Source organism: Streptomyces sp. NPDC058008, assembly GCF_042886395.1.
Taxonomy (GTDB): Bacteria; Actinomycetota; Actinomycetes; order Streptomycetales; family Streptomycetaceae; genus Streptomyces.
The window spans coordinates 1-23,277 of record NZ_JBHVQX010000056.1 but is presented as its reverse complement, the minus strand read 5'-3'; the positions used below and the strand labels follow the sequence as shown (position 1 = coordinate 23,277).

Below are 23,277 nucleotides of genomic sequence, written 5' to 3'. Positions count from 1 at the left end.
GACGACCGCCCCGGCGGCTTCCGCCGCGACGACAGCCGGGGTGGCACTGGTGGCGGTGGCTTCCGCCGCGATGACAGCCGAGGCGGCAGCTCCGGCGGCGGCTTCCGGCGCGATGACCGTGACCGTGGGCCCCGCCGTGATGACGACCGTTCCAGCAGCTTCCGCCGCGACGACCGTGCCCCCCGCCGTGAGGACGACCGTGGCGGCGACCGTGGTGGGTATCGCGGTGGTCAGCGTGATGACCGTGGTGGCCGCCCGTCGGGTGGCGGCTTCGAGCGTCGTGACGACCGGCCCCGTGGCCCGCGCCGCGACGACGACCGCCCCGGCGGCTTCCGCCGCGACGACAGCCGGGGTGGCACTGGTGGCGGTGGCTTCCGCCGCGATGACAGCCGAGGCGGCAGCTCCGGCGGCGGCTTCCGGCGTGACGACCGTGACCGTGGGCCCCGCCGTGAGGACGACCGTGGTGGGTATCGCGGTGGTCAGCGTGACGACCGTGGTGGCCGCCCGTCGGGTGGTGGCTTCGAGCGTCGTGACGACCGGCCGCGCGGCCCGCGCCGCGACGACGACCGCCCCGGCGGCTTCCGCCGCGACGACACCCGAGGCGGCGGCACCGGCGGCGGTGGCTTCCGCCGCGACGACCGCAGCCGCGACCGGGACCGTGGCCCCCGTCGTGACAACGACCGGGGCAACGACCGTGGTGGCTACCGCGGACGCGACGACCGCGGCGGCTACCAGGGCCGTGACGACCGCGACCGCGAGCCCGTCAAGCGGCTCCCCATCCCTGACGACGTCACCGGCGACGAGATCGACAAGGATGTCCGCCAGGAGCTGATGAGCCTGCCGAAGACCCTCGCCGAGGACGTCGCGCGAAACCTCGTCATGGTCGCCCGTCTGATCGACGAGGACCCTGAGCAGGCGTACGCGTACTCGCGCATCGCCCTTCGGCTGGCGTCGAGGGTCGCCGCCGTGCGCGAGGCCGCCGGCTTCGCCGCGTACGCGACCCAGAAGTACGCCGAGGCGCTGGCGGAGTTCCGGGCGTCGCGTCGGATGACCGGCTCCGTCGACCTGTGGCCCGTCATGGCCGACTGCGAGCGCGGACTCGGCCGTCCCGAGCGTGCCATGGCCATGGCCGGTGAACCCGAGGTGCAGAAGCTGGACAAGGCCGGGCAGGTCGAGATGCGTCTCGTCGCCGCCGGGGCCCGCCGGGACATGGGACAGATCGACGCCGCGATCGTCACGTTGCAGAGCCCCGAGCTCGCGTCCAGCGCCGTGCACTCATGGACCCCGCGTCTGCGGTACGCCTACGCCGACGCGCTCCTGGAAGCAGGCCGCGAGGACGAGGCCCGCGAATGGTTCGGGAAGGCCCTGGAGGCCGACAAGGACGGCGCGACCGACGCCTCCGACCGGCTGGCCGAGCTCGACGGTGTGGAGTTCGTCGACGCACTCGGTGACGACGACGAGCCCGCCGGTGACAGTGCCGCCGCCGAGGCCCGGGTGACCGAAGCCGAGGACGACGAGAACGATGACCTCGACGCCGTTGACGAAGACGACGAAGACGACGAGGACGACGAGGACGGCGACGCGGACCGGCCCGCGAAGGCCTGATCACCGCTGAGACACGGCATACGGAAGAGGGCGGCACCCGCTGGGTGCCGCCCTCTTCCGTATGCCCCTGCCGACCGTATGCCCCTGCCGACGGAACCCCGGGTGACCGGGTGTACTCAGGTGAGGTCCAGACTGCGCAGGACCAGCCCCGTCGCGGGCTTCGGGCCGAACGACGTCGACTTGCGGGGCATCGTGACCCCCTGTCTGGCCAGGTCCCGGACCACTTCCTCGCGCACCGGATGCATGAGCACCGCCGTCGCGCCGTGCCGTTCCGCCTGCTCGACCACGGCCGCCGCCTCGTGGATGTAGGCGATGTGTTCGGGGGCATCGGGGATCCGCCACACCTCGTCAAGGAGCGTGGAGTGCAGCACGGTCGCGTCCAGGGCGCGCCAGGCGTCCGGGCGGTCGGAGCGGACGGTGCGGGCGAGCAGCCCTTCGTCCGGCCGGTCGACCAGATGGAAGCCGCCGTCGCCGGCGAGGAGGAAGGCGTTGCCCTGCGAGGCGGCGTCGGCGAGTGCGTCGAGCGCCCGGGGCAGCGGACCCTCCACGGCGCGGACCCGGAAGAGGCCGTCGAGGGCGCGGAGCGCGTCGGGGACCTGGAGGCGGTGCAGCAGCCGGTGGATGGCGCGTACCCGCAGTGGGTAGCGGGCCGTGTCGACGAGCAGGACGAGGCCGAAGTCCCAGGGGCCGGGGGAGGACCGTTCGCGCTGTAGCCGCAGGTAGGTGGCCCAGCGGTGGTGGCCGTCGGCGATCAGCGCCTGGCGGTGGGAGAGGTCCGACTCGATCTCCGCCCGCTCCGCGGGGTCGGTCACGGCCCAGAGACGGTGGGCGAAGCCGTCCTCGGTCGTCGTGGTGAGGAGCGGGAGCCGCCCCACCACCCGCTCGATGACGGCCGTCGCGCCGCTCGGCCCGCCGTCGCCCGCGTAGCTGAGGAGCAGGGGTTCCAGATGGGCGGACGTGGTGCGCATCAGGTCGGCGCGGTCCTCCACGACATCGGCCATGACGTCCTCGTGGGGGAGAACGACGCCCTGCGACGCGGGGGAGAGTGCCAGTGCCCCGATCACACCGCGCTGGAGGAGGTCGCCCGACCGCTGTTCGTAGACGTAGAACACGGGCACCGGGTCGGGGGCGAGGACGCCCTCCGCCAGCCAGCGGTCCAGGGTGTCGGCGGCCTGCCGGTGGCGGGCGGCGGGCGTGTCCGCCTGCGGGAGGATCAGCCGCACGATGTTGTACGGGTCCGCGGACTCCAGGTGGTGCAGACCGTCCGGTCGCACGACGACGTCGTACGGGGGCGAGGTCACCGCCGCCAGGCTGCCGACCTGTTCGGGGACGTACCGCAGTCCGCGGAAGGGGATCAGCCGCAGTCCCTGGCCGACGGCGGGCCCGGATGTGTTCATCCGGGCATCGTATGTGCGCTTCCGCGATGCGCGATGATCGGGGGAGAGGCATGGAAAGAGGAGCACAGCCATATGAGTCAGCAGTACAGGTCCCGCCCGCTCGGGAGCGGTGTCGCGCTGAGCGAGGCGTACGACACGGCCCTGCTCGATCTCGACGGGGTGGTGTACGCGGGCGGGCACGCGATCGTCCACGCCGTGGAGTCGCTGGGGCGTGCGCGCGAAGGCGGCATGCACCTGGCCTACGTGACGAACAACGCACTGCGGACGCCGGACGCGGTGGCCGGGCACCTGACCGAGCTCGGGGTGCCCGCCGATCCCTCCGACGTGATCACCTCGGCGCAGGCCGTGGCGCGGCTGATGGCCGATCAGCTGCCGGCCGGGGCCAGGGTCCTCGTGGTCGGCGGTGAGGGGCTGCGGGTCGCGCTGCGCGAGCGGGGCCTGGTGCCGGTGGAGTCGGCGGACGACGACCCGGTCGCCGTGGCGCAGGGGTTCGGCGGGCCCGACCTCCCGTGGGGCCGGTTCGCGGAGGCGGCGTACGCGATCTCGCGCGGGGCCGTGTGGTTCGCGTCCAACACCGACCTGACGATCCCGGGTGCCCGGGGCATCGCTCCGGGCAACGGCGCGGCGGTGGAGGTCGTACGCATCGCCACGGGGGCCGAGCCGCAGGTCGCGGGCAAGCCGCTGCCTCCGATGCACCGCGAGACCGTGCTGCGGACCGGGGCGAAGCGGCCGCTGGTCGTGGGGGACCGGCTGGACACCGACATCGAGGGCGCGTTCAACGGCGGGGTGGACTCGCTGCTCGTCCTCACCGGCGTCACCGACGCGGCGCAGCTGATCGCGGCGGAGCCCAAGTACCGTCCGACCTACGTGGACCGGGACCTGCGGGGGCTGCTCACCGGCCAGCCCGAGGTACGGGAGGAGGGCGGCGGCGCCTTCCGCTGCGGCGGGTGGACGGCCTCGGTGCGCGGGGACGCGCTCGTGCTGGACGGCGGGGGCGACGCGATCGACGGGCTGCGGGCCCTGTGCGCGGCGGCCTGGACGCACGCCGGGGAGGGCTCGTGCCGGCTGGACGCGGGGAAGGCCGTGGCCGCGCTGGACCTGTAGGGGGCGCCGGGCCCGGGGCTGCACGCCCGGTCCGGCCGGGAGACCCCGGTACCGCGCAGGGGAGTTGAGAAGATCAAAGGATAGGCTAACCTAACCTGGTGTTGGTCGAGAGTCCCCCTGAACCGATTTCCGGCCCCCCGGCCACGCCGGGCACCGGTGCGCGCGCCGGGCGCCACGCGATGAGAGCCGCGGGCCTGCTGGCCGCGGTCGGTGTGCTGGTGCTGGTCTGCCTCGCGAGTGTCGCGATCGGCGCCAAGGCCCTTCCCCTCTCCGAGGTGTGGCACGGCCTGTTCCACCACACGGGCACCGGCGGCGACGTCCTGGTGCGGGACGTACGGGTCCCGCGCACCGTGCTCGGGCTGATCGTCGGCGCCGCACTGGGGCCGGCGGGCGCGGTGATGCAGGCGCTGACCCGCAACCCGCTCGCCGAACCCGGTCTGCTGGGGGTCAACGCGGGCGCGGCCGCCGCCGTCGTGTCGGCCATCACCTTCCTCGGCGTCACCTCGCTGACCGGGTACGTCTGGTTCGCCTTCGGCGGCGCCGCGATCGTGTCCGTGGCGGTGTACCTGCTCGGCGGCAGCCGGTCCGCGAACCCCGTACGGCTGGCGCTCGCCGGCACGGCGGTCACCGCCGCGCTGTTCGGCTACGTCAACGCCGTACAGCTGCTGGACGCGGCGGCGCTGGACCGGCTGCGGTTCTGGACCGTGGGATCGCTGGCCTCCGCGAACACGGAGACCGTCGGCAAGGTGTGGCCGTTCATCGCACTCGGCGTGCTGCTCGCCCTGCTGATCGCCCGGCCGCTCAACGCGCTGGAGATGGGCGACGACACGGCGACGGCCCTCGGCGCGCACCTGACCCGCACCCGGGTGCTCGCGATGGTGGCCGTCACCCTGCTCTGCGGGGCGGCGACCGCGGCCTGCGGGCCGATCGTCTTCGTCGGCCTGATGATCCCGCACCTGGTCCGCACGATCACCGGCCCGGACATGCGGTGGATCCTGCCGTACACGGCCGTGCTTGCGCCCGTACTGCTGCTCGGCGCCGACGTGGTGGGCAGGGTCGTCGCCCGCCCCGCCGAGCTCCAGGTCGGCATCGTCACTGCGCTGCTGGGCGGGCCCGTCTTCATCCATCTCGTACGCCGCAAGAGGATGGCCCAGCTGTGAAGGCCCGGCAGGACACCACGAGGACGGTCCACGCCGTCAGGACGGCCGGCGGGCTCTCGTTCCGGGTGGACGCCCGGGCGCTCGGCGTGACCACGCTGCTCGTCGCGGTGGCGGCCGTCGCCGCCGTGGTGCTGATCGGCAGCGGCGACTACGCCATGTCGCCCGGTCAGGTCGTCACCACCCTGCTCGGCGACGGAACCTTCCAGCAGGAGTTCATCGTCACCGAACTGCGCCTGCCCAGGGTCCTGGTCGGGCTGCTCGTCGGCGCGGCGCTCGGCGTCGGCGGCGCCGTCTTCCAGAGCGTCACCCGCAACCCCCTCGGCAGCCCCGACGTCCTCGGCTTCGGCCAGGGCTCCGCGGTCGGCGCCCTCGTCGTGATCGTGCTCCTGCACGGCGGACCCACCGAGGTCGCCGCGGGGGCCGTCGCCGGCGGCCTGCTCACCGGCGTCGCCGTCCACCTGCTCGCCTGGAAGCGCGGGGTGCACGGCTACCGGCTCGTCCTCGTCGGCATCGGCGCCGCCGCGATGCTCACCGCCGCGACCCACTACCTGATCACCAAGGCCGACCTCGTCGACGCCACCCGGGCCGTCGTCTGGATGACCGGTTCGCTGGACGGCCGGGACTGGTCCCAGGTCCGGCCGCTGCTCGCGGTCTGCTGCCTCCTGGTCCCCCTGGTCCTCGCCCACGGCCGGGCGCTGCGCATGATCGAGATGGGCGACGACGCCGCGCACGCCCTGGGCGTACGGGTGGAACGCACCCGGCTCGTCCTGCTCGGCTGCGCCGTGCTGCTCGTCGCCGTCGCCACCGCCGCCGCCGGGCCCATCGTCTTCGTCTCGCTCAGCGCCCCGCAGGTCGCCCGCCGCCTGACCCGCGCGCCCGGCCCCGGCCTGGCGGCCTCGGCGGCCACCGGCGCCGCCCTGCTGCTCGTCGCCGACTGGACCGCGATGAACGCCTTCGGGGACCGCCAGCTCCCGGTGGGCGTCGTCACCGGGGTGCTCGGCGGCTGCTACCTGCTGTGGCTCCTGGTGTCCGAGCGCAGGGCAGGCCGCGTATGACACCGGCGGACACCTCGCAGACCATCCCCCCAGACCCCCGGAGTACGACCATGCAGCGCCTCACCGCGGACTCGGTGACCCTCGGCTACGACCAGCGGATCATCGCCGAGGACCTCTCGGTCGAGATCCCCGACCACTCCTTCACCGTCATCGTCGGCCCCAACGCCTGCGGCAAGTCCACCCTGCTGCGCGCCCTCTCCCGGATGCTGAGGCCGAGCGGCGGGGACGTGCTGCTGGACGGGCAGTCCATCCACCGGATGCCCGCGAAGAAGGTCGCCAGGACGCTGGGACTGCTGCCGCAGTCCTCCATAGCCCCCGACGGCATCACCGTCGCCGACCTCGTCTCGCGCGGCCGCTACCCGCACCAGGGGCTGCTGCGCCAGTGGTCGCCCGAGGACGAGCGGATCGTGAAGGAGTCCATGGAGTCGACCGGCGTCGGCGAGCTCGCCGACCGCTACGTCGACGAACTCTCCGGCGGCCAGCGCCAGCGCGTCTGGATCGCCATGGCCCTCGCCCAGCAGACCCCGCTCCTGCTGCTGGACGAGCCGACGACGTACCTCGACATCCAGCACCAGATCGACGTGCTCGACCTCTGCGCGGAACTGCACGAGACGCGGGGCCGCACGCTGGTCGCCGTGCTGCACGACCTCAATCACGCCGCCCGGTACGCCACCCACCTGATCGCGATGCGCGGGGGCGCGGTCATCGCCGAGGGCGCGCCGGGCGACATCGTGACCGCGCAGCTCGTGGAAGAGGTCTTCGGGATGCGGTGCCAGGTCATCGACGACCCCGAGACGGGAACGCCGCTCGTCGTCCCGGCCGCCCGCCGGAAGCGCGCCGCTGCCCCGGCCTGAGACCGCCGCCGACGGGGCGCGCACCGGGAGCCCCGGCCCGGGGGAAGCACGCCGTGGTGGCCGGGGCCGCGCCCGGCGGCTCCGCCCGAGGGAAGTGCGGCGGCCCCCGTCCCGGGGCCGCCGCCCCTCACAGCAGCGACTTGAGCTTCAGCAGATCGCGGAAGCCCGCCTCCAGCCGCACCCGGCCCGACGCCCAGGCCTTCGCGAAGTTCAGTTCGCCGCCGACCAGGGCCACCAGGTCGTCGCCGGTCATCGCGAGCCGGATCCCGGCCTTCTCCCGGGGCGGGCCGTCGTGCGTGTCCAGCACCGTGATCCGGCTGTTCGCCAGCCGTCCGGTGAACGTCACGTCGAGGTCCCTGATGTGGCAGCTCAGCGAGCGGTCGAGGTCGGCGGCGCCGCGGACGTCGCCGTCGGCCCCCGCCAGATTGTCGGAAAGTGTGTCGAGTGCGCTGCGGCACTCCGCCATGGTCGCCATCGTCACTGACGGTACACCGGCCCTTCGGGGTAGCGTTTCCGCATGAGCGACTGGACGCCGGCGCAGGACACGGCAGAGCGGGGCGGAACGGACGAGGCGGCCGAGGCGGCGCCCGCCGCCCCGCCCGCACCCTCCTTCGAACCCGCCCCGCCCGCACCCCTCGGCGTCGCCCGCACCCCCACCGGGCACGCCGGGGTCGACGCGCGGCTGGAGCGGCTGGCCGACGCGGACCACCTCGCGGCGGACGGCCACACCGAGGTGTACGAGGATGTACACCGCGGGCTGCGCGACGAACTGACCGCGCTGGACGCACGGCCCGCACCCGCGCCGACGCCCGCGCACGACAACAGGAGCTGAACCGAACGTGGCAGGAGTGGCACGTCGCCGCCTCGACGCCGAGCTGGTACGCCGCAAGCTGGCCCGCTCGCGTGAGCACGCGAGCCAGCTGATCGCAGCGGGGCGGGTGACCGTCGGCGGGAACACCGCGACCAAGCCCGCCACCCAGGTCGAGACCAGCGCCGCCGTCGTCGTCGTCAAGGACGACAGCGACCCCGAGTACGTCTCGCGCGGCGGGCACAAACTCGCGGGTGCCCTCGCCGCCTTCGTGCCCCTGGGGCTGAAGGTCGAGGGACGGCGGGCGCTGGACGCCGGGGCCTCCACCGGAGGCTTCACCGATGTCCTGCTGCGCGCCGGCGCCGGCCACGTCGTGGCCGTGGACGTCGGCTACGGCCAGCTCGCCTGGTCACTGCAGTCCGACGAACGCGTCACCGTCAAGGACCGCACCAACGTACGCGAGCTGACGGTCGACCAGATCGACGGTACGCCCGTGGACCTGGTGGTGGGAGACCTGTCGTTCATCCCGCTCGGCCTGGTGCTGCCCGCCCTCGCGCGCTGCGCCGCCGCCGACGCCGACCTGGTGCTCATGGTCAAACCGCAGTTCGAGGTGGGCAAGGAGCGCCTCGGCAGCGGCGGCGTGGTCCGCAGCCCCGAGCTGCGGGCCGAGGCGGTGCGCGAAGTGGCGCGCCGGGCCAGTCTGCTGGGCCTCGGTGTCCAGGGTGTGACGGCGAGCCCGCTGCCGGGCCCGTCGGGAAACGTCGAGTACTTTCTGTGGCTGCGGGCCGGCGCACCTGAGCTGGATCCCGCGGACGTCGACCGCGCAGTGGCGGAGGGGCCCCGTTGACGACGCATGCCGAACGAACCGGGAACGCGGATCGCACCGTCTTCCTGCTGGCGCACACCGGCCGTCCGGCCGCGATCCGCAGCGCCGAACTCGTCGTGCAGGGCCTCCTGCGCAACGGCCTCGGCGTCCGGGTGCTGGCCGTGGAGGCGCAGGACCTGCCCCTGCCGCCCTCCGTGAGGACGGTCACCGACGCGACGCCCGCGGCCGTGGACGGCTGCGAACTGCTGATCGTGCTCGGCGGGGACGGGACGCTGCTGCGCGGGGCGGAGATCTCCCGCGCCTCGGGCGTACCGATGCTCGGCGTCAACCTCGGACGGGTGGGATTCCTCGCCGAGGCCGAGCGTGACGACCTCGACCAGGTCGTCGACCGGGTCGTCACCCGGGCCTACCAGGTCGAGGAGCGGATGACGCTCGACGTCGTCGTGCACAGCAACGGCGACGTCGTGCACACCGACTGGGCGCTCAACGAGGCCGCCGTGCAGAAGGTCTCGCCCGAGCGGATGCTCGAGGTCGTCCTGGAGATCGACGGCCGCCCCGTGACCGGCTTCGGATGCGACGGGATCGTCTGCGCCACCCCCACCGGGTCGACGGCGTACGCCTTCTCGGCGGGCGGTCCGGTCGTCTGGCCGGAGGTGGAGGCCCTGCTCATGGTGCCGATCAGCGCCCACGCGCTCTTCGCGAAGCCGCTGGTGACCTCGCCCGACTCGGTGCTGGCCGTGGAGGTCCAGCCGCATACCCCGCACGGCGTGCTGTGGTGCGACGGGCGCCGGACCGTCGAGCTGCCCGCGGGGGCCAGGGTGGAGGTGCGGCGCGGCGCGGTGCCCGTACGGCTCGCACGGCTGCACCAGGCGTCGTTCACCGACCGCCTGGTGGCCAAGTTCGCCCTGCCCGTACAGGGCTGGCGGGGCGCTCCGCACTGATCCCCGGGGCCGCTGCTCACACCCGCGTGAGTGAATCCGCCACCGGGGCCCGTCGCACGCCGGGCCCCGGACCTCGTAAGGTCATGTCCGTGTTGGAGGAGATGCGGATACGGTCGCTCGGAGTCATCGACGACGCGGTGGTGGAGCTGTCACCCGGTTTCACCGCGGTGACGGGTGAGACCGGCGCGGGCAAGACCATGGTCGTCACGAGCCTCGGGCTGCTGCTCGGAGGGCGCGCCGACCCCGCCCTGGTGCGGGTCGGCGCCAAGGCGGCGGTCGTCGAGGGACGGATCACGGTGTCCCGCGGCGACGCGGCGGCGGTACGCGCCGAGGAGGCCGGGGGCGAGATCGAGGACGGCGCGCTGCTCGTCAGCCGTACCGTCTCGGCGGAAGGGCGCTCCCGCGCGCACCTCGGGGGAAGATCCGTGCCCGTCGGGGTGCTCGCCGAACTGGCCGACGAACTCGTCGCCGTGCACGGCCAGACCGACCAGCAGGGACTGCTCAAGCCCGCGCGCCAGCGCCAGGCCCTCGACCGCTACGCGGGCGACGGTGTCCAGGTCCCGCACACCGGGTACGCGGCGGCCTACCGCCGGCTCCGCGCGGTCGTCACCGAGCTCGACGAGCTGACCACCCGGGCCAGGGAGCGTGCCCAGGAGGCGGATCTGCTGCGCTTCGGCCTCGACGAGGTCGCCGCCGTGGAGCCGCTGGCCGGGGAGGACACCGAACTCGCGGCGGAGGCCGAGCGGCTCGGGCACGCCGAGGCCCTCGCCTCGGCCGCCGCCCTCGCCCACGCGGCGCTGGCCGGCGATCCGGAGGACCAGGAGGGCGTGGACGCCACCACCGTGGTGGCCGCCGCCGGGCGCTCCCTGGACGCCGTACGGGCGCACGACCCGGCGCTGGCCGCCCTCGCCGACCGGATCGGCGAGATCTCGATCCTGCTGGCCGACGTGGCGGGCGAGCTCGCCGGGTACGCCGACCAGCTGGACGCCGACCCGCTGCGGCTGGCCGCCGTCGAGGAGCGGCGTGCCGCGCTCACCGCGCTCACCCGCAAGTACGGCGAGGACATCACCTCGGTGCTGGCCTGGGCCGAGGAAGGGGCCTCCCGGCTGACCGAGCTGGAGGGCGACGACGAGCGCATCGGTGAACTGACGGCGGAGCGCGACACCCTGCGGGCCGAGCTCTCCGTCCTCGGCCGGCAGCTGACCGAGGCGCGGACGGAGGCGGCGGCCCGCTTCGCGGCGGCCGTCACCGAAGAGCTGGCGTCGCTCGCGATGCCGCACGCCCGGGTGTCCTTCGCCATCCGGCAGACCGAGGCACCGGACGAGGAGTCCGGTATCGACATCGGCGGCCGGAGCGTGCTCTACGGGCCGTCCGGCGCCGACGAGGTGGAACTCCTGCTGGCGCCGCACCCCGGCGCGCAGCCCCGGCCGATCGCCAAGGGCGCCTCGGGCGGTGAGCTGTCCCGGGTGATGCTCGCCGTCGAGGTGGTCTTCGCGGGCTCCGACCCGGTGCCGACGTACCTCTTCGACGAGGTCGACGCCGGGGTCGGCGGCAAGGCGGCCGTCGAGGTCGGCCGGCGGCTCGCGAAACTGGCCAGGTCCGCGCAGGTCGTCGTCGTCACCCACCTGCCGCAGGTGGCGGCCTTCGCCGACCGGCAGCTGCTGGTCGAGAAGACCGTGGACGGATCGGTGACCAGGAGCGGGGTGACGGTCCTGGAGGGCGAGGACCGGGTACGGGAACTCTCCCGGATGCTCGCCGGGCAGGAGGACTCGGAGACCGCGCGGGCCCACGCGGAGGAACTGCTGGAGACGGCCCGGGCCGACGTGTAGCCACCCCTGGCGTCAATTTCGCGCCGCCCATCTCACTCGTACGAGTGGGGTGGGCCGTTCCCCTCTCGCCACGACGACGGGAACAACGTTTCGGCAGTCCCGGAACGTGCGTACGGACTGGCATCCTTGGTGCTGTACATATCACCGACTCGGGAGCCCCGGGAGCCGATCAACGTGTCACAGCTGCGTACGGTCCAAGTCCTGGGCGGCGGCGCCGGAAGCAGCGCTCATGTCAGCTCGCTCGCCGCGGGCCTGGTCGCCAGGGGCGTGCAGGTCACCGTCTGCGCCCCGGCCGGTTCCGGGCAGGCCCAGGGGCTTCCCGCGACGGGCGCCCGCTTCGTCGCGGTGCCCCGGCGCAGCGACCCCGCGTCGGTCGCCGCCCTCCGCACCGCCTGCACGGGGGCGGACATCGTCCACGCCCACGGGCTGCACGCCGCGGTGCGCGCCGGGATCGCGCTCAGCGGCCGGGCCACCCCGCTGGTCGTGACCTGGCACACCCGCGTCCACGCCGAAGGCACCCGGGGCCGGCTGCTGCGGATGCTGGAGCGACGGGCCGCCCGCGCGGCCGCCGTCGTCCTGGGCACCTCGTGGGAGCTGGTGGACCGCGCCCGCCGCCGGGGTGCCAGGGACGCACGGCTCGCGCCGGCCGCGATCCCCGCGAGCCGTTTCGCCGGCGCCCCCGACGACGGCAAGACGCGCGCCGAACTGGGCGCGGTCGGAAGGCCGTTGCTGGTATCGGTGGCCCAGCGCGGTCACGACACGCTGCTGGACGCGGCGCGTGCCTGGCGGGTGCTCGACCCCGCGCCGCTGCTGGCCGTCGTGGGGGAGGGGCACCTGGCGGGTGCCGTGCGGCGCAGGATCGCGGCGGAGGGACTGCCCGCCGTCGTCGCGGGCGGATCCGACGACATCGGCGAACTCCTGGCCGCCGCCGACATCGCCGTCCTGTCCGGGCAGGGGGAGGGCGGGCCGCTGCTCGCCCGCGAGGCACTCCGGCTCGGTATCCCGCTGGTCGCGGCCCGCGCCGACGGCGTGGCCGAACTCGTGGGCGAGGCGGCCGACCTGGTCCCGTACGGGGACGCCGAGGCGCTGGCCGGTGCCGTCGTACGGCTCCTGGGAGACCCCGGCCGGCGGCAGCGGCTCGCCGGCTCGGGGCGGGCGCAGGCCGCGGGCTGGCCGACCGAGGACGACACGATCGCCCATGTGCTGTCCGTGTACGACGAGTTGGCGCAGCCCCTGGCGGCGGCCCGCACCTGAGGGCCGTCCTCAGCGGGTGTGCCGCCGTGCCCGCAGGGCCAGGCTCAGGGCGAGCACCGACTCCGGGTCGTCCAGATCGGTGCCGAGCAGCTCGCCCATGCGGGCCAGCCGGTTGTACAGCGTCTGCCGGTTCAGGTGCAGTTCGCGCGCCGCCTCCGCCTTGCGGCCGGCGTGGGCGAGGTACGCCTCCAGCGTGGGCAGGAGGGCGGGGCGCGAGGTCCGGTCGTGCTCCAGCAGCGGCCCGATCGCCCGGTCCACGAAGGACGCCAGGTCCGGATGGTCCCGCAGCCGCCACAGCAGCAGATCGATGTCCAGGCGCCGCGCGTCGTACCAGGGGCGCTCACCGAGCCCCCGTGCGGCCGTCGCCGCCTCCGCCGCGTGCCGCAGCCCGGCGCCCGCCACGGCCCAGCCGCCCGCGGCCCCGACGACCACGACGACCGGTGTGCGGTCGCCGCCCCGCTCCAGGCCCGCCCGCGCGGCCCCGGCCCGCAGCGCCGCCGCGACCCGGTCCGCGAGCGCGGGGCGCGTAATCCCAGGGCGCAGCGCGAGCAACAGCGGAACCCTGCCCTCCACGGGGCGCACCCCCACCAGCACCGGCGCGCCCACCGCCGCGAGCTCCTCGGCCAGCGCCCGGGCCAGCAGCGCCCAGCTGCCCGAGGGGGCCGGCTCGGGGGCGAGCCGCATCACCACCGGCAGCAGCGGGTCCCCGCCCGGCCTGAACCCCAGGACCCCGGCCTGCGCGGGAGCGTCCTCGGAGGCGATCCGCCCCTCGGCGAGATCCGTGAGGAAGTCACCGCGCCCCCGTGCCGCCACCTCCTCCTCCTGGCGGGCCTGCATCAGCACGACCGCGAGGATGCCCGCCGCACGCTCGGCCGCCATGCGGTGCACCGTCAGCAGGGGGCCCGGCACCGCGAGCAGCACCAGCCGGGCCCGTACGGAACCCGCCCCGGGCCCGCCGCCGGGCACCTCCACCAGGACCGATCCGTCCGGGGGCGCCGCACGGGCCTCCGGCGCCCCGCGCAGCCCCTCCCAGACCTGCAGCGGCCCGGCGCCGGCCGGCCCGGTGCCCGGCCCGGCGGCGAACAGCAGCCGGCCGTCGGGGGTCTCCAGGAAGACGGGGTTCGCGGCGAAGTCCGCCAGGATTCCCAGGACCTGCGGCACCCCGCCACCGTCCAGCACCGCCCGGGTGCACCGCCGGTGCACCTCCTCCGCCCGCCGGAGCAGGGCGTAGTGGCCGTTGACGATCTCGGTGTGGATCTCCTCGGTCACCGCCACGAACGGCACCTCGCGGTGCAGCTGGACGAGCGGCAGCCCCGCCGTCCGGGCCGCCTCCACGATCGCCGCGGGCAGCCTGCTGAAGCGCGGTCCGAGCTCCACGACGAGGGCGGCGATGCCCCGGTCGGCCAGCTTGCGCACGAAGGCGCGCTGGTCGGCGGGACGTGACCCGAGGCCGAGCCCCGTGGTGAGCAGCAGCTCGCCGCCCTTGAGGAGGGCGGGGAGGTTGGGCGCCTCACCCGCGTGCACCCAGCGCACCGCACGGTCCAGGCGGTCCGCGCAGGTCAGCACCTCCGGGAGCCCGGCGCGCAGCCCCGGAAGCTCCAGCGCACGGCGTACGGTGATCGCGCCCTCGGTCTCCACCGGCTCAGGCCTCGTGCTTCCACTCGTGCGCCACGCGCTCGTCCGAACGTGAGGCGCGAACGGCCCCGGTCAGGAAGCTACCGGCCCCACCGGAACGTGTCGCACCGCGGGCCCGGCCCCGTGACCGGGCGGGGGTCCGCGGCCGTCGGGTCACCGCGCGGCCGGCCGGGGGCGTCGTGCCGTGCCCCGGCCGGAGCCCCGACAGGACTCCGCGGACCGGCCGAAGGCACCGGCCGGTCCGCGGAGTGCGGTCATGCCCGAGGGATCAGCCGGCGTACGCCCCGCTGGCAGTCAGCCGCAGCGCCGTGTCGATCAGCGGCACATGGCTGAACGCCTGCGGGAAGTTCCCCACCTGGCGCTGGAGCCCGGAGTCCCACTCCTCGGCCAGCAGGCCGAGGTCGTTGCGCAGGGACAGCAGCTTCTCGAACAGGCGGCGGGCCTCGTCGACCCGGCCGATCATCGCCAGGTCGTCCGCCAGCCAGAACGAGCAGGCCAGGAACGCGCCCTCGTCGCCCTCCAGACCGTCGACACCCGCGTCGTCGCCCTCGGTCGGGTAGCGCAGGATGAAACCGTCCTCCGTGGACAGCTCCCGCTGGATCGCCTCGATCGTGCCGATGACCCGCTTGTCGTCGGGCGGCAGGAAGCCCATCTGCGGGATCAGCAGCAGGGACGCGTCCAGCTCCTGGGAGCCGTAGGACTGGGTGAAGGTGTTGCGCTCCTTGTCGTAGCCCCGCTCGCAGACATCGCGGTGGATGTCGTCACGCAGCTGGTGCCACCGCTCCAGCGGACCCTCGGCGTCCCCGGACTCGATCAGCTTGATCGTGCGGTCCACGGCCACCCAGGCCATCACCTTGGAGTGCACGAAGTGCCGGCGCGGCCCGCGCACCTCCCAGATGCCCTCGTCCGGCTCGTCCCAGTGCTTCTCCAGGTAGCTGATCAGCTTGAGCTGGAGGCCCATCGCGTAGTCGTTGCGGGTCAGCCCCGTCATGTGCGCCAGGTGCAGCGCCTCGGTGACCTCGCCGTAGACATCGAGCTGGAGCTGGTTGGCCGCACCGTTGCCGACCCGGACCGGGGCGGAGTTCTCGTATCCCGGAAGCCAGTCCAGCTCCGCCTCGCCGAGCTCCCGCTCACCCGCGATGCCGTACATGATCTGCAGGTTCTCCGGGTCCCCGGCGACGGCGCGCAGCAGCCACTCGCGCCAGGCACGGGCCTCCTCGCGGTACCCCGTGCGCAGCAGCGAGGAGAGCGTGATCGCCGCGTCCCGCAGCCAGGTGTAGCGGTAGTCCCAGTTCCGCGAGCCGCCGATGTCCTCCGGGAGGGAGGTCGTCGGGGCGGCCACGATGCCGCCGGTCGGCGCGTAGGTGAGCGCCTTCAGCGTGATCAGCGAGCGGACCACGGCCTCACGGTAGGGGCCGTGGTACGTGCACTGCTCGACCCACTCGCGCCAGAAGTTCTCCGTCGCCTCCAGGGACGACTCGGGCTCCGGCACGCTGGGCGGCTCGTGGTGCGAGGGCTGCCAGCTGATCGTGAACGCGATCCGGTCGCCGGGCGCCACGGTGAAGTCGGAGTACGTGGTCAGGTTCTGGCCGTAGGTCTCCGCCTCCGTGTCCAGCCACACCGAGTCGGGCCCGGCGACGGCGACCGTGCGGCCGTCCACCTTGTGGACCCAGGGGGTGACCCGCCCGTAGCTGAAGCGCATCCGGAGCTCGGAGCGCATCGGAACCCGGCCGCTCACCCCTTCCACGATGCGGATGAGCTGCGGGGCCCCGTCCCGTGGCGGCATGAAATCGGTCACGCGGACCGTGCCACGGGCGGTGTCCCACTCCGATTCCAGGACGAGCGAGTCGCCCCGGTAGCGGCGCCGGTCGGCCGACGGGGGCTCGGCCCCCTCGGGTCGGGCGGGGCCCAGCCGCCAGAAGCCGTTCTCCTCGGTACCGAGAAGTCCGGCGAAAATTGCGTGTGAATCGAAACGTGGGAGGCACAGCCAGTCCGCTGTGCCGTCCCGGCAGACCAGGGCTGCGGTCTGCATGTCTCCGATGAGTGCGTAATCCTCGATGCGCCCGGCCACGTGCGTCTCCAGTCGAACGGCCATGTCGCCCCGCAGGGCGCTTACTGCTGGTCAAGGGGTCGTTGTAGTAGAACCGACGAGCTCTTGCACGGGTGAGCGGGCTGGGGTGGAGCCGCTGGGCCGGCCAACTCGGCAGCGAGTGTCCGAGCAGGATACGACGCACCCGGGGGTTCCGCGCGACTGTCCGCAAGTTGTCCGCCGCTTGCCGCTGACGAATGAGGGGAACCTGGAAGGAACGTGATGATCTTGTGACGATACGGGAGGAGGCATGGCCGGAAGCGGCCTCCCTTCGTCGCTGTTACCCTGGTAGCCCGTGGACCGGTGGTCGTCCCGACAGTGGACGAGGCCCCCGAACCGCAGCGACGGCACCTCCGGAAATCTCCGTACGGCATGCCGGTACGCACCTCACGATCGCGACCACGGGAGCCCCCTTTGGCTATGCAGCCCACATCCACGACGACCAAGCACATCTTCGTCACCGGGGGTGTCGCCTCCTCCCTCGGCAAGGGTCTGACTGCCTCCAGCCTGGGTGCCCTGCTCAAGGCGCGTGGCCTGCGGGTCACGATGCAGAAGCTCGACCCCTACCTCAACGTCGACCCCGGCACGATGAACCCCTTCCAGCATGGTGAGGTGTTCGTCACCAACGACGGCGCCGAGACCGACCTGGACATCGGCCACTACGAGCGCTTCCTCGACGTCGACCTCGACGGCTCGGCCAACGTCACCACCGGCCAGGTCTACTCCCAGGTCATCGCCAAGGAGCGGCGCGGGGAGTACCTCGGCGACACCGTCCAGGTCATCCCGCACATCACCAACGAGATCAAGCACCGCATCCGCCGCATGGCGACCGACGACGTGGACGTCGTCATCACCGAGGTCGGCGGCACGGTCGGCGACATCGAGTCGCTCCCCTTCCTGGAGACGGTCCGCCAGGTCCGCCACGAGGTCGGCCGCGACAACGTCTTCGTCGTGCACATCTCGCTGCTGCCCTACATCGGCCCGTCCGGCGAGCTGAAGACCAAGCCCACCCAGCACTCCGTCGCCGCCCTGCGCAACATCGGCATCCAGCCGGACGCCATCGTGCTGCGCGCCGACCGGGACGTCCCCACCGCCATCAAGCGCAAGATCTCGCTGATGTGCGACGTCGACGAGGCCGCCGTGGTGGCCTGCGTGGACGCCAAGTCGATCTACGACATCCCCAAGGTGCTCCACACCGAGGGCCTGGACGCCTACGTCGTCCGCAAGCTGGACCTCCCGTTCCGCGACGTGGACTGGACCACCTGGGACGACCTGCTGGACCGGGTCCACAACCCCGACCACGAGGTCACCGTCGCCCTGGTCGGCAAGTACATCGACCTGCCGGACGCCTACCTCTCGGTCACCGAGGCCATCCGGGCCGGCGGCTTCGCCAACAAGGCCCGCGTCAAGGTCAAGTGGGTCGCGTCCGACGACTGCAAGACCCCGGCAGGCGCCCAGAAGCAGCTCGGCGACGTGGACGCGATCTGCATCCCCGGCGGCTTCGGCGAGCGCGGAGTGGTCGGCAAGGTCGGCGCCATCCAGTACGCCCGAGAGAACAAGGTGCCGCTGCTCGGCCTCTGCCTCGGCCTCCAGTGCATCGTGATCGAGGCCGCGCGGAACCTCGCCGGCATCCCCGACGCCAACTCCACCGAGTTCGACGCCGCCACGAGCCACCCCGTGATCTCCACCATGGAGGAGCAGCTCGCGTACGTCGAGGGCGCGGGCGACCTGGGCGGCACCATGCGGCTCGGCCTCTACCCGGCGAAGCTCGCCGAGGGCTCCCTGGTCCGCGAGGCCTACGACGGCGAGCCCTACGTCGAGGAGCGCCACCGCCACCGCTACGAGGTGAACAACGGCTACCGCGCGGAGCTCGAGAAGAAGGCCGGGCTCGTCTTCTCCGGCACCTCGCCGGACAACAAGCTCGTCGAGTACGTCGAGTACCCGCGCGAGGCCCACCCCTACCTGGTGGCCACCCAGGCGCACCCGGAGCTGCGCTCCCGCCCGACGCGTCCGCACCCGCTCTTCGCCGGCCTGGTGAAGGCCGCCGTGGAGCGCAAGGTCGCGGCGCGGGGGACGGGCGCCGACGCGTAAGGCGATACGGTTGACCGGGGTGCGGATCCTTGACGGGATGCGTGCCCCGGTTTCTGTTTGTTCGTGGGAGGACGTACATGGGTTTCCAGGACACGCCCGAGGAGTGGCAGGTCACCGCGACGGTGGTCCCCTTCACCGGTAACAAGACCAGCGTCCGCACCGACGACGTCGTGATGCCCGACGGCAGCGTCCACAGCCGCGACTACCAGGTCCACCCCGGTTCCGTGGCCGTGCTCGCGCTCGACGCGCAGGGCCGGGTCCTCGTCCTGCGGCAGTACCGGCACCCGGTGCGCCACAAGCTGTGGGAGATCCCGGCGGGGCTGCTGGACGTCCCCGGCGAGAACCCGCTGCACGCCGCGCAGCGCGAGCTCTACGAGGAGGCGCACGTCAAGGCCGAGGACTGGCGGGTGCTGACCGACGTCTACACCACGCCCGGCGGTTGCGACGAAGCCGTGCGCGTCTTCCTCGCCCGGGACCTCTCCGAGGCCGAGGGCGAGCGCTTCGAGGTCTCCGAGGAGGAGGCGGACATGGAGCACGCCCGGGTGCCCCTGGACGAACTCGTCCGGTCGGTGCTCGCCGGCGATCTTCACAACAACTGCCTGGTCGTGGGCGTCCTGTCGCTCGCCGCGGTACTCGCCGGCGACGGGGTGGACTCGCTGCGCCCGGCCGACGCGCCCTGGCCGGCCCGGCCGTTCGAGGCCTGACCCTCCGTCCGCCCCCCTCGTGCGCGGGGCGGACCGCCGGTGTTCCCGGCCCGCACCGCCTGTTCGGCCGTCCGCCCCATGGGCGGGGCGGGCCGTCGGGCCGGGCGCGCTCGTCGGCCGTCCGGCCCGTGCGCGAGGGGGGCGGTCCGTCCGCCGCCGGTACGCGCTCCGCGTGAGCCGGTACGCAATCCGCTGAGCTGGTACGCGCTCCGCGTGAGCCGGTACGCGCTCCGTGCGAGTCACTGTCGCGGTCCGTCCCGGCCTACGGCGGGCCCCGGCCGGAACCGGGCCCTGGCCGACGGGGGCCCTGGCCGGAACCGGCCGGCCCGCTTCCGGTGAGGACCTGGCCAAGGCCTGCCGCAAGGGCGGAAAGGGCATGACCGGAGGGCCGATCGTACGAAAAGCTGATCCGATCGGGGGATCCGTCCGCCGTGCTCCGCCATGATCGTCCGCGTCACTGAACTACGCTCGAAAGGCCCCGTCCGGACTTCCGGCGGGCAACCGCGTGCAGCGAAGTGGAGCGTGGCCCGTGACCGATCAGGCGGTGGACACCAACGGCCCGGCCGGAATGGCGGGGACGGCGGGAGCCAAGCAACCGCCGGATGTGACGTTCTCTCAGTTCTTCGGCCGTGAACGCGAGTTGAAAGCCCTTCAGGAGGACATCGGGCGGGCCGGCCTGGACACCCTGGCCGGTCGCAAGGCGGCCCGCGCCCGGATCCTGCTGATCGCCGGGCGGCCCGGATCCGGACGCTCCGCCCTCGCCGGCGAACTCGCCCGCAGGCTCGCGGAACCCGGTGACTACCCCGACGGGGTCCTCCGGGTGTCGCTCACCGAACCCGGGGGCGAGCGCGTCCCCACGGAACGCACCGCACGCGCCCTCCTGGACCTGATCTCCGTCACCGCCCCGCCCGGCGCCGACGAGGACGAGCTGTCCGAGATGGTCCGGGAGGCGTTCTCCGAACGCCGCGCCCTGATCCTGCTCGACGACGCCGTGGACGCCGAACAGGTCGACCCGCTGCTGCCCGACAACCCGGACTGCCTGGTCGTGGCCACCTCGACCGGCCCCCTCACCGGAATCCCCGGCGTCCGCCCGTGCACCATCGGCGGGCTGGACGCGGGCTCCGCCGTACAACTCCTCGCCCGCACGATCGGCCAGGTCAGGATCACGGTCGATCCACGGACCGCCGAGGCGCTCACCGAGGAGTGCGGAGGCCGGCCCGCCGCACTGACCCTGGTCGCCGGGTGGCTCGCCGCCCGGCCCGGCGCCTCGGTCGCCGACGTCGCCAAACAGCTGCGCGACCGGCCGGAGGACTCCGAGCAGCCGTCCTCCGACCGGCCGCTGGCCCGCGCCTTCCGGCTGGTCCACGACTCGCTCCCGCCCTCGGCCGCCGCGATACTGCGACTGCTCGCCCTCGCCCCCGCCGGACTGGCCGACGCCCACACCGCCTCCGCGCTGGCCGGCTGTTCGGTCTCGGCCGCCCGGACGACCCTGGACGACTTCGTCCGGCTCGGGCTGCTGCGGACGAACGGTGCCGCGCAGCCGCAGTACGAGGTGCCCGGCTGCCTCGCCCCGCTGGTGCGCGCGGTGCTGGAGGAGAGGGAACGCCCCGCCGAGATCCAGCTGGCCCGCGCCAGGATGCTGGAGCGGACCGTGCGCCGCCTCCAGGCCTGCCGGGCCGTCACCGATCCCGAGGACTCCCCGGCCCGGCGCCGGCTCGCCGGACTGCCGCGGTCACTGCGCTTCCCCGGTCCGGAGGCCGCCGCCGAGTGGCTGCGGATCCGCGAGCCCGCCCTGCTGGCCTCGGCCCGGGTCGCGGTGCGTGACGGCGGCCTGGACACCCTCGCCCGCCGGCTGGTGGCCGCCCTCGTCCGCGCCCTCGCCGCGCACCGGGGCACGGAGGAGGCCGCCCCCGTGCTGTACGGGCTGCACGGCCTGGTCCTCGACGTGGCGCAGCGGCGCGACCTGCCCAGGGAGAAGGCCGCCGCCCTCCTCAACCTCGGCGACCTGGACGCCAGGACCGGCCGCACGAGGGAGGCGCTGGCCCGCTACCGGGCCGCGCTGGACGCCGGACGCGCGGCGAACGACCTCTACGCGACCGGCCGGGCGATGGAGTCCGCGGGCGGTGCCTACGCGGAGCTCGGCGACTACAACCGGGCCTCGGACTGGTACGGCCGGGCGCTCGCCCAGCGGCTCACCCGGGGGGAGCGGGCCGACGAGGCCCGGCTGTACGGGCGGCTCGGGGCGGTCCACACGTACGCCGGGCGGTACGGCGAGGCGCTGCGCAACTGGCGCGCGGCGGCCGCCGGGCACCGCAGGCTCGGGGACCTGCCCGCCCAGGCGCGCGCGCTCAGCGAGGCCGCGCGGGTGCAGGAGTACGCGGGCCGGCCGCAGGAGTCGCTCCACACCTGCCGGGAGGCGGTCGAGCTGGCGCGCAGGGCCGGTGACGTGCGCCTCCAGGCCGCACTGGAGCTCAGGCTGGCGGACACCCTGGACCGGCTCGGGGACCCGGCGGCGGCCCGGCTGCACCGGGCGACGTCCGAGAGACTGCTGGACGACCAGGGCCCGGCCTACGAAATCCGTAGTACTTCGACTGAAAGTTAATGCTTTGTAAGGCTAGACAGCGGGAAGTCCTTCATTAATGATGGCTCTGCCGCGTATCCCTGCGGTGTCTCCCCTTACGCTTGGTTCATGCGGGTACACCCCGTTATGCCCGAGCGACTCTCCGAGCCAAGGACCGTGATCGACGTGAAGGTCGGCATCCCCCGCGAAGTCAAGAACAACGAGTTCCGGGTGGCGATCACCCCCGCCGGAGTCCATGAGCTCGTCCGCCACGGCCACGAGGTCCTCGTCGAGCGGCAGGCCGGCGAGGGCTCCTCCATCCCGGACGCGGAGTACGTCGCCGCCGGTGCGCGGATCCTGCCCACCGCCGACGAGGTCTGGGCCGCCGCCGACCTGCTGCTCAAGGTCAAGGAGCCGGTGGCCGAGGAGTACCACCGCCTGCGCAAGGGCCAGACCCTCTTCACCTACCTGCACCTCGCCGCCTCCCGCGCGTGCACGGACGCCCTGCTCGCCTCGGGCACGACCGCCATCGCGTACGAGACCGTCGAGACCGCCACCCGCGCGCTGCCGCTGCTCGCCCCGATGTCCGAGGTGGCCGGCCGCCTCGCCCCGCAGGTCGGCGCGTACCACCTGATGCGCTCGGTCGGCGGGCGCGGTGTGCTCCCCGGCGGCGTCCCCGGTACGGGGTCGGCCAGGGCCGTCGTCATCGGCGGCGGGGTGTCCGGCTGGAACGCCACGCAGATCGCCGTCGGGCTCGGCTTCCACGTCACGCTGCTCGACAAGGACATCAACAAGCTGCGTGAGGCGGACAAGGTCTTCGGCACGAAGGTGCGGACGGTCGTCTCCAACGCCCTGGAACTCGAGCGGGCCGTCGTCGAGGCCGACCTCGTCGTGGGTGCCGTGCTCATCCCGGGCGCCAAGGCGCCGAAGCTGGTCACCAACGAGCTCGTCGCCAGGATGAAGCCCGGAAGTGTTCTTGTCGACATCGCGATCGACCAGGGAGGGTGCTTCGAGGACTCGCATCCGACGACGCACGCCGAGCCGACCTTCATGGTCCACGAGTCGGTCTTCTACTGTGTCGCGAACATGCCGGGCGCGGTGCCCAACACCTCCACCTACGCGCTGACGAACGCCACGCTGCCCTACATCCTGGAGCTCGCGAACCGGGGCTGGGCCGACGCCCTGCGCAGGGACGCCGCGCTCGCCAGGGGTCTCAACACCCATGACGGGCAGGTGGTTTACCGCGAGGTCGCCGAGGCCCACGGTCTCGACCACGTCGAATTGACGACCCTTCTCGGCTGAGTGGTCAACCCTTTCCGTCAACCTCACGCGTCCGGCCGGACCTCGCCCAGCGAGGTCCGGCCG

At 73.6% G+C, this 23,277-nt stretch carries 18 protein-coding genes; 14 read left to right on the top strand and 4 right to left on the bottom strand.

The annotated features are described in order from the left end of the window. The first annotated feature begins 831 nt into the window (after positions 1-831). Complete coding sequence (locus ACFVS9_RS33655) at positions 832-1,605, top strand: hypothetical protein (protein WP_389938707.1); 774 nt, start codon at positions 832-834, stop codon at positions 1,603-1,605. A gap of 116 nt (positions 1,606-1,721) precedes the next feature. Here the strand turns inward: ACFVS9_RS33655 and ACFVS9_RS33650 are convergent, their stop codons facing one another. Then, the gene (locus ACFVS9_RS33650; RefSeq protein WP_383118150.1) at positions 1,722-3,002 is read right to left on the bottom strand and encodes a DUF1015 family protein; all 1,281 of its coding nucleotides are present in this window, start codon (positions 3,000-3,002) and stop codon (positions 1,722-1,724) included. A 72-nt stretch (positions 3,003-3,074) separates the two neighbouring features. Between ACFVS9_RS33650 and ACFVS9_RS33645 the strand changes: the two genes are divergently transcribed. The 4 genes from ACFVS9_RS33645 to ACFVS9_RS33630 all read left to right on the top strand — a co-directional run bounded on the left by ACFVS9_RS33645 (position 3,075) and on the right by ACFVS9_RS33630 (position 7,175). Further along, the gene (locus ACFVS9_RS33645; protein WP_389938704.1) at positions 3,075-4,106 is read left to right on the top strand and encodes an HAD hydrolase-like protein; all 1,032 of its coding nucleotides are present in this window, start codon (positions 3,075-3,077) and stop codon (positions 4,104-4,106) included. A gap of 179 nt (positions 4,107-4,285) precedes the next feature. Next, positions 4,286-5,266: a FecCD family ABC transporter permease gene (locus ACFVS9_RS33640; RefSeq protein WP_389938701.1), complete on the top strand. Its 981-nt coding sequence runs from the start codon at positions 4,286-4,288 to the stop codon at positions 5,264-5,266. Next, on the top strand, positions 5,263-6,321 hold the full coding sequence (locus ACFVS9_RS33635) for a FecCD family ABC transporter permease (RefSeq protein WP_389938698.1): 1,059 nt from the start codon (positions 5,263-5,265) through the stop codon (positions 6,319-6,321). The genes ACFVS9_RS33640 and ACFVS9_RS33635 overlap by 4 nt, the downstream gene beginning before the upstream one ends. A gap of 50 nt (positions 6,322-6,371) precedes the next feature. Beyond that, positions 6,372-7,175, top strand: a complete 804-nt coding sequence (locus ACFVS9_RS33630; protein WP_383118146.1) for an ABC transporter ATP-binding protein — start codon at positions 6,372-6,374, stop codon at positions 7,173-7,175. A 127-nt stretch (positions 7,176-7,302) separates the two neighbouring features. On the opposite strand, the gene ACFVS9_RS33625 is transcribed toward ACFVS9_RS33630, so the two are convergent. Beyond that, entirely contained in the window at positions 7,303-7,650 is a 348-nt protein-coding gene (locus ACFVS9_RS33625) for an alkyl sulfatase C-terminal domain-containing protein (protein ID WP_383118145.1), read from the bottom strand. A 42-nt stretch (positions 7,651-7,692) separates the two neighbouring features. Here ACFVS9_RS33625 and ACFVS9_RS33620 point away from each other — a divergent pair, with 42 nt between their 5' ends. The 5 genes from ACFVS9_RS33620 to ACFVS9_RS33600 all read left to right on the top strand — a co-directional run bounded on the left by ACFVS9_RS33620 (position 7,693) and on the right by ACFVS9_RS33600 (position 12,833). After that, complete coding sequence (locus ACFVS9_RS33620) at positions 7,693-8,007, top strand: hypothetical protein (RefSeq protein WP_383118144.1); 315 nt, start codon at positions 7,693-7,695, stop codon at positions 8,005-8,007. 7 nt (positions 8,008-8,014) lie between these two features. Beyond that, positions 8,015-8,830, top strand: a complete 816-nt coding sequence (locus ACFVS9_RS33615) for a TlyA family RNA methyltransferase (RefSeq protein WP_389938694.1) — start codon at positions 8,015-8,017, stop codon at positions 8,828-8,830. Continuing rightward, complete coding sequence (locus tag ACFVS9_RS33610) at positions 8,827-9,750, top strand: NAD kinase (protein WP_383118142.1); 924 nt, start codon at positions 8,827-8,829, stop codon at positions 9,748-9,750. The genes ACFVS9_RS33615 and ACFVS9_RS33610 overlap by 4 nt, the downstream gene beginning before the upstream one ends. Positions 9,751-9,833: 83 nt before the next feature. Continuing rightward, positions 9,834-11,579, top strand: a complete 1,746-nt coding sequence (gene recN / locus ACFVS9_RS33605; RefSeq protein ID WP_389938691.1) for a DNA repair protein RecN — start codon at positions 9,834-9,836, stop codon at positions 11,577-11,579. A 174-nt stretch (positions 11,580-11,753) separates the two neighbouring features. Continuing rightward, the gene (locus ACFVS9_RS33600; protein ID WP_383118140.1) at positions 11,754-12,833 is read left to right on the top strand and encodes a glycosyltransferase family 4 protein; all 1,080 of its coding nucleotides are present in this window, start codon (positions 11,754-11,756) and stop codon (positions 12,831-12,833) included. A 9-nt stretch (positions 12,834-12,842) separates the two neighbouring features. Here the strand turns inward: ACFVS9_RS33600 and ACFVS9_RS33595 are convergent, their stop codons facing one another. Then, positions 12,843-14,471 (bottom strand): PucR family transcriptional regulator, encoded by a 1,629-nt coding sequence (locus tag ACFVS9_RS33595; protein ID WP_389938688.1) that lies wholly within the window; start codon positions 14,469-14,471, stop codon positions 12,843-12,845. Positions 14,472-14,736: 265 nt separating this feature from the next. After that, positions 14,737-16,539: a glycoside hydrolase family 15 protein gene (locus ACFVS9_RS33590; RefSeq protein ID WP_383118152.1), complete on the bottom strand. Its 1,803-nt coding sequence runs from the start codon at positions 16,537-16,539 to the stop codon at positions 14,737-14,739. Between the two features lie 438 nt (positions 16,540-16,977). On the opposite strand from ACFVS9_RS33590, the gene ACFVS9_RS33585 reads away from it, so the two are divergent. From ACFVS9_RS33585 to ald, 4 genes are all read left to right on the top strand, one after another. Beyond that, positions 16,978-18,648, top strand: a complete 1,671-nt coding sequence (locus tag ACFVS9_RS33585; protein ID WP_383118138.1) for a CTP synthase — start codon at positions 16,978-16,980, stop codon at positions 18,646-18,648. 77 nt (positions 18,649-18,725) lie between these two features. Further along, positions 18,726-19,352 carry an NUDIX domain-containing protein gene (locus ACFVS9_RS33580; protein ID WP_383118137.1) on the top strand — a complete coding sequence of 209 codons (627 nt, stop codon included), beginning with the start codon at positions 18,726-18,728 and terminating at the stop codon, positions 19,350-19,352. Positions 19,353-19,881: 529 nt separating this feature from the next. Continuing rightward, positions 19,882-21,954, top strand: a complete 2,073-nt coding sequence (locus ACFVS9_RS33575; protein ID WP_389938685.1) for a tetratricopeptide repeat protein — start codon at positions 19,882-19,884, stop codon at positions 21,952-21,954. 144 nt (positions 21,955-22,098) lie between these two features. Further along, positions 22,099-23,214, top strand: a complete 1,116-nt coding sequence (gene ald / locus ACFVS9_RS33570) for an alanine dehydrogenase (protein ID WP_383118151.1) — start codon at positions 22,099-22,101, stop codon at positions 23,212-23,214. Positions 23,215-23,277 lie beyond the last annotated feature (63 nt).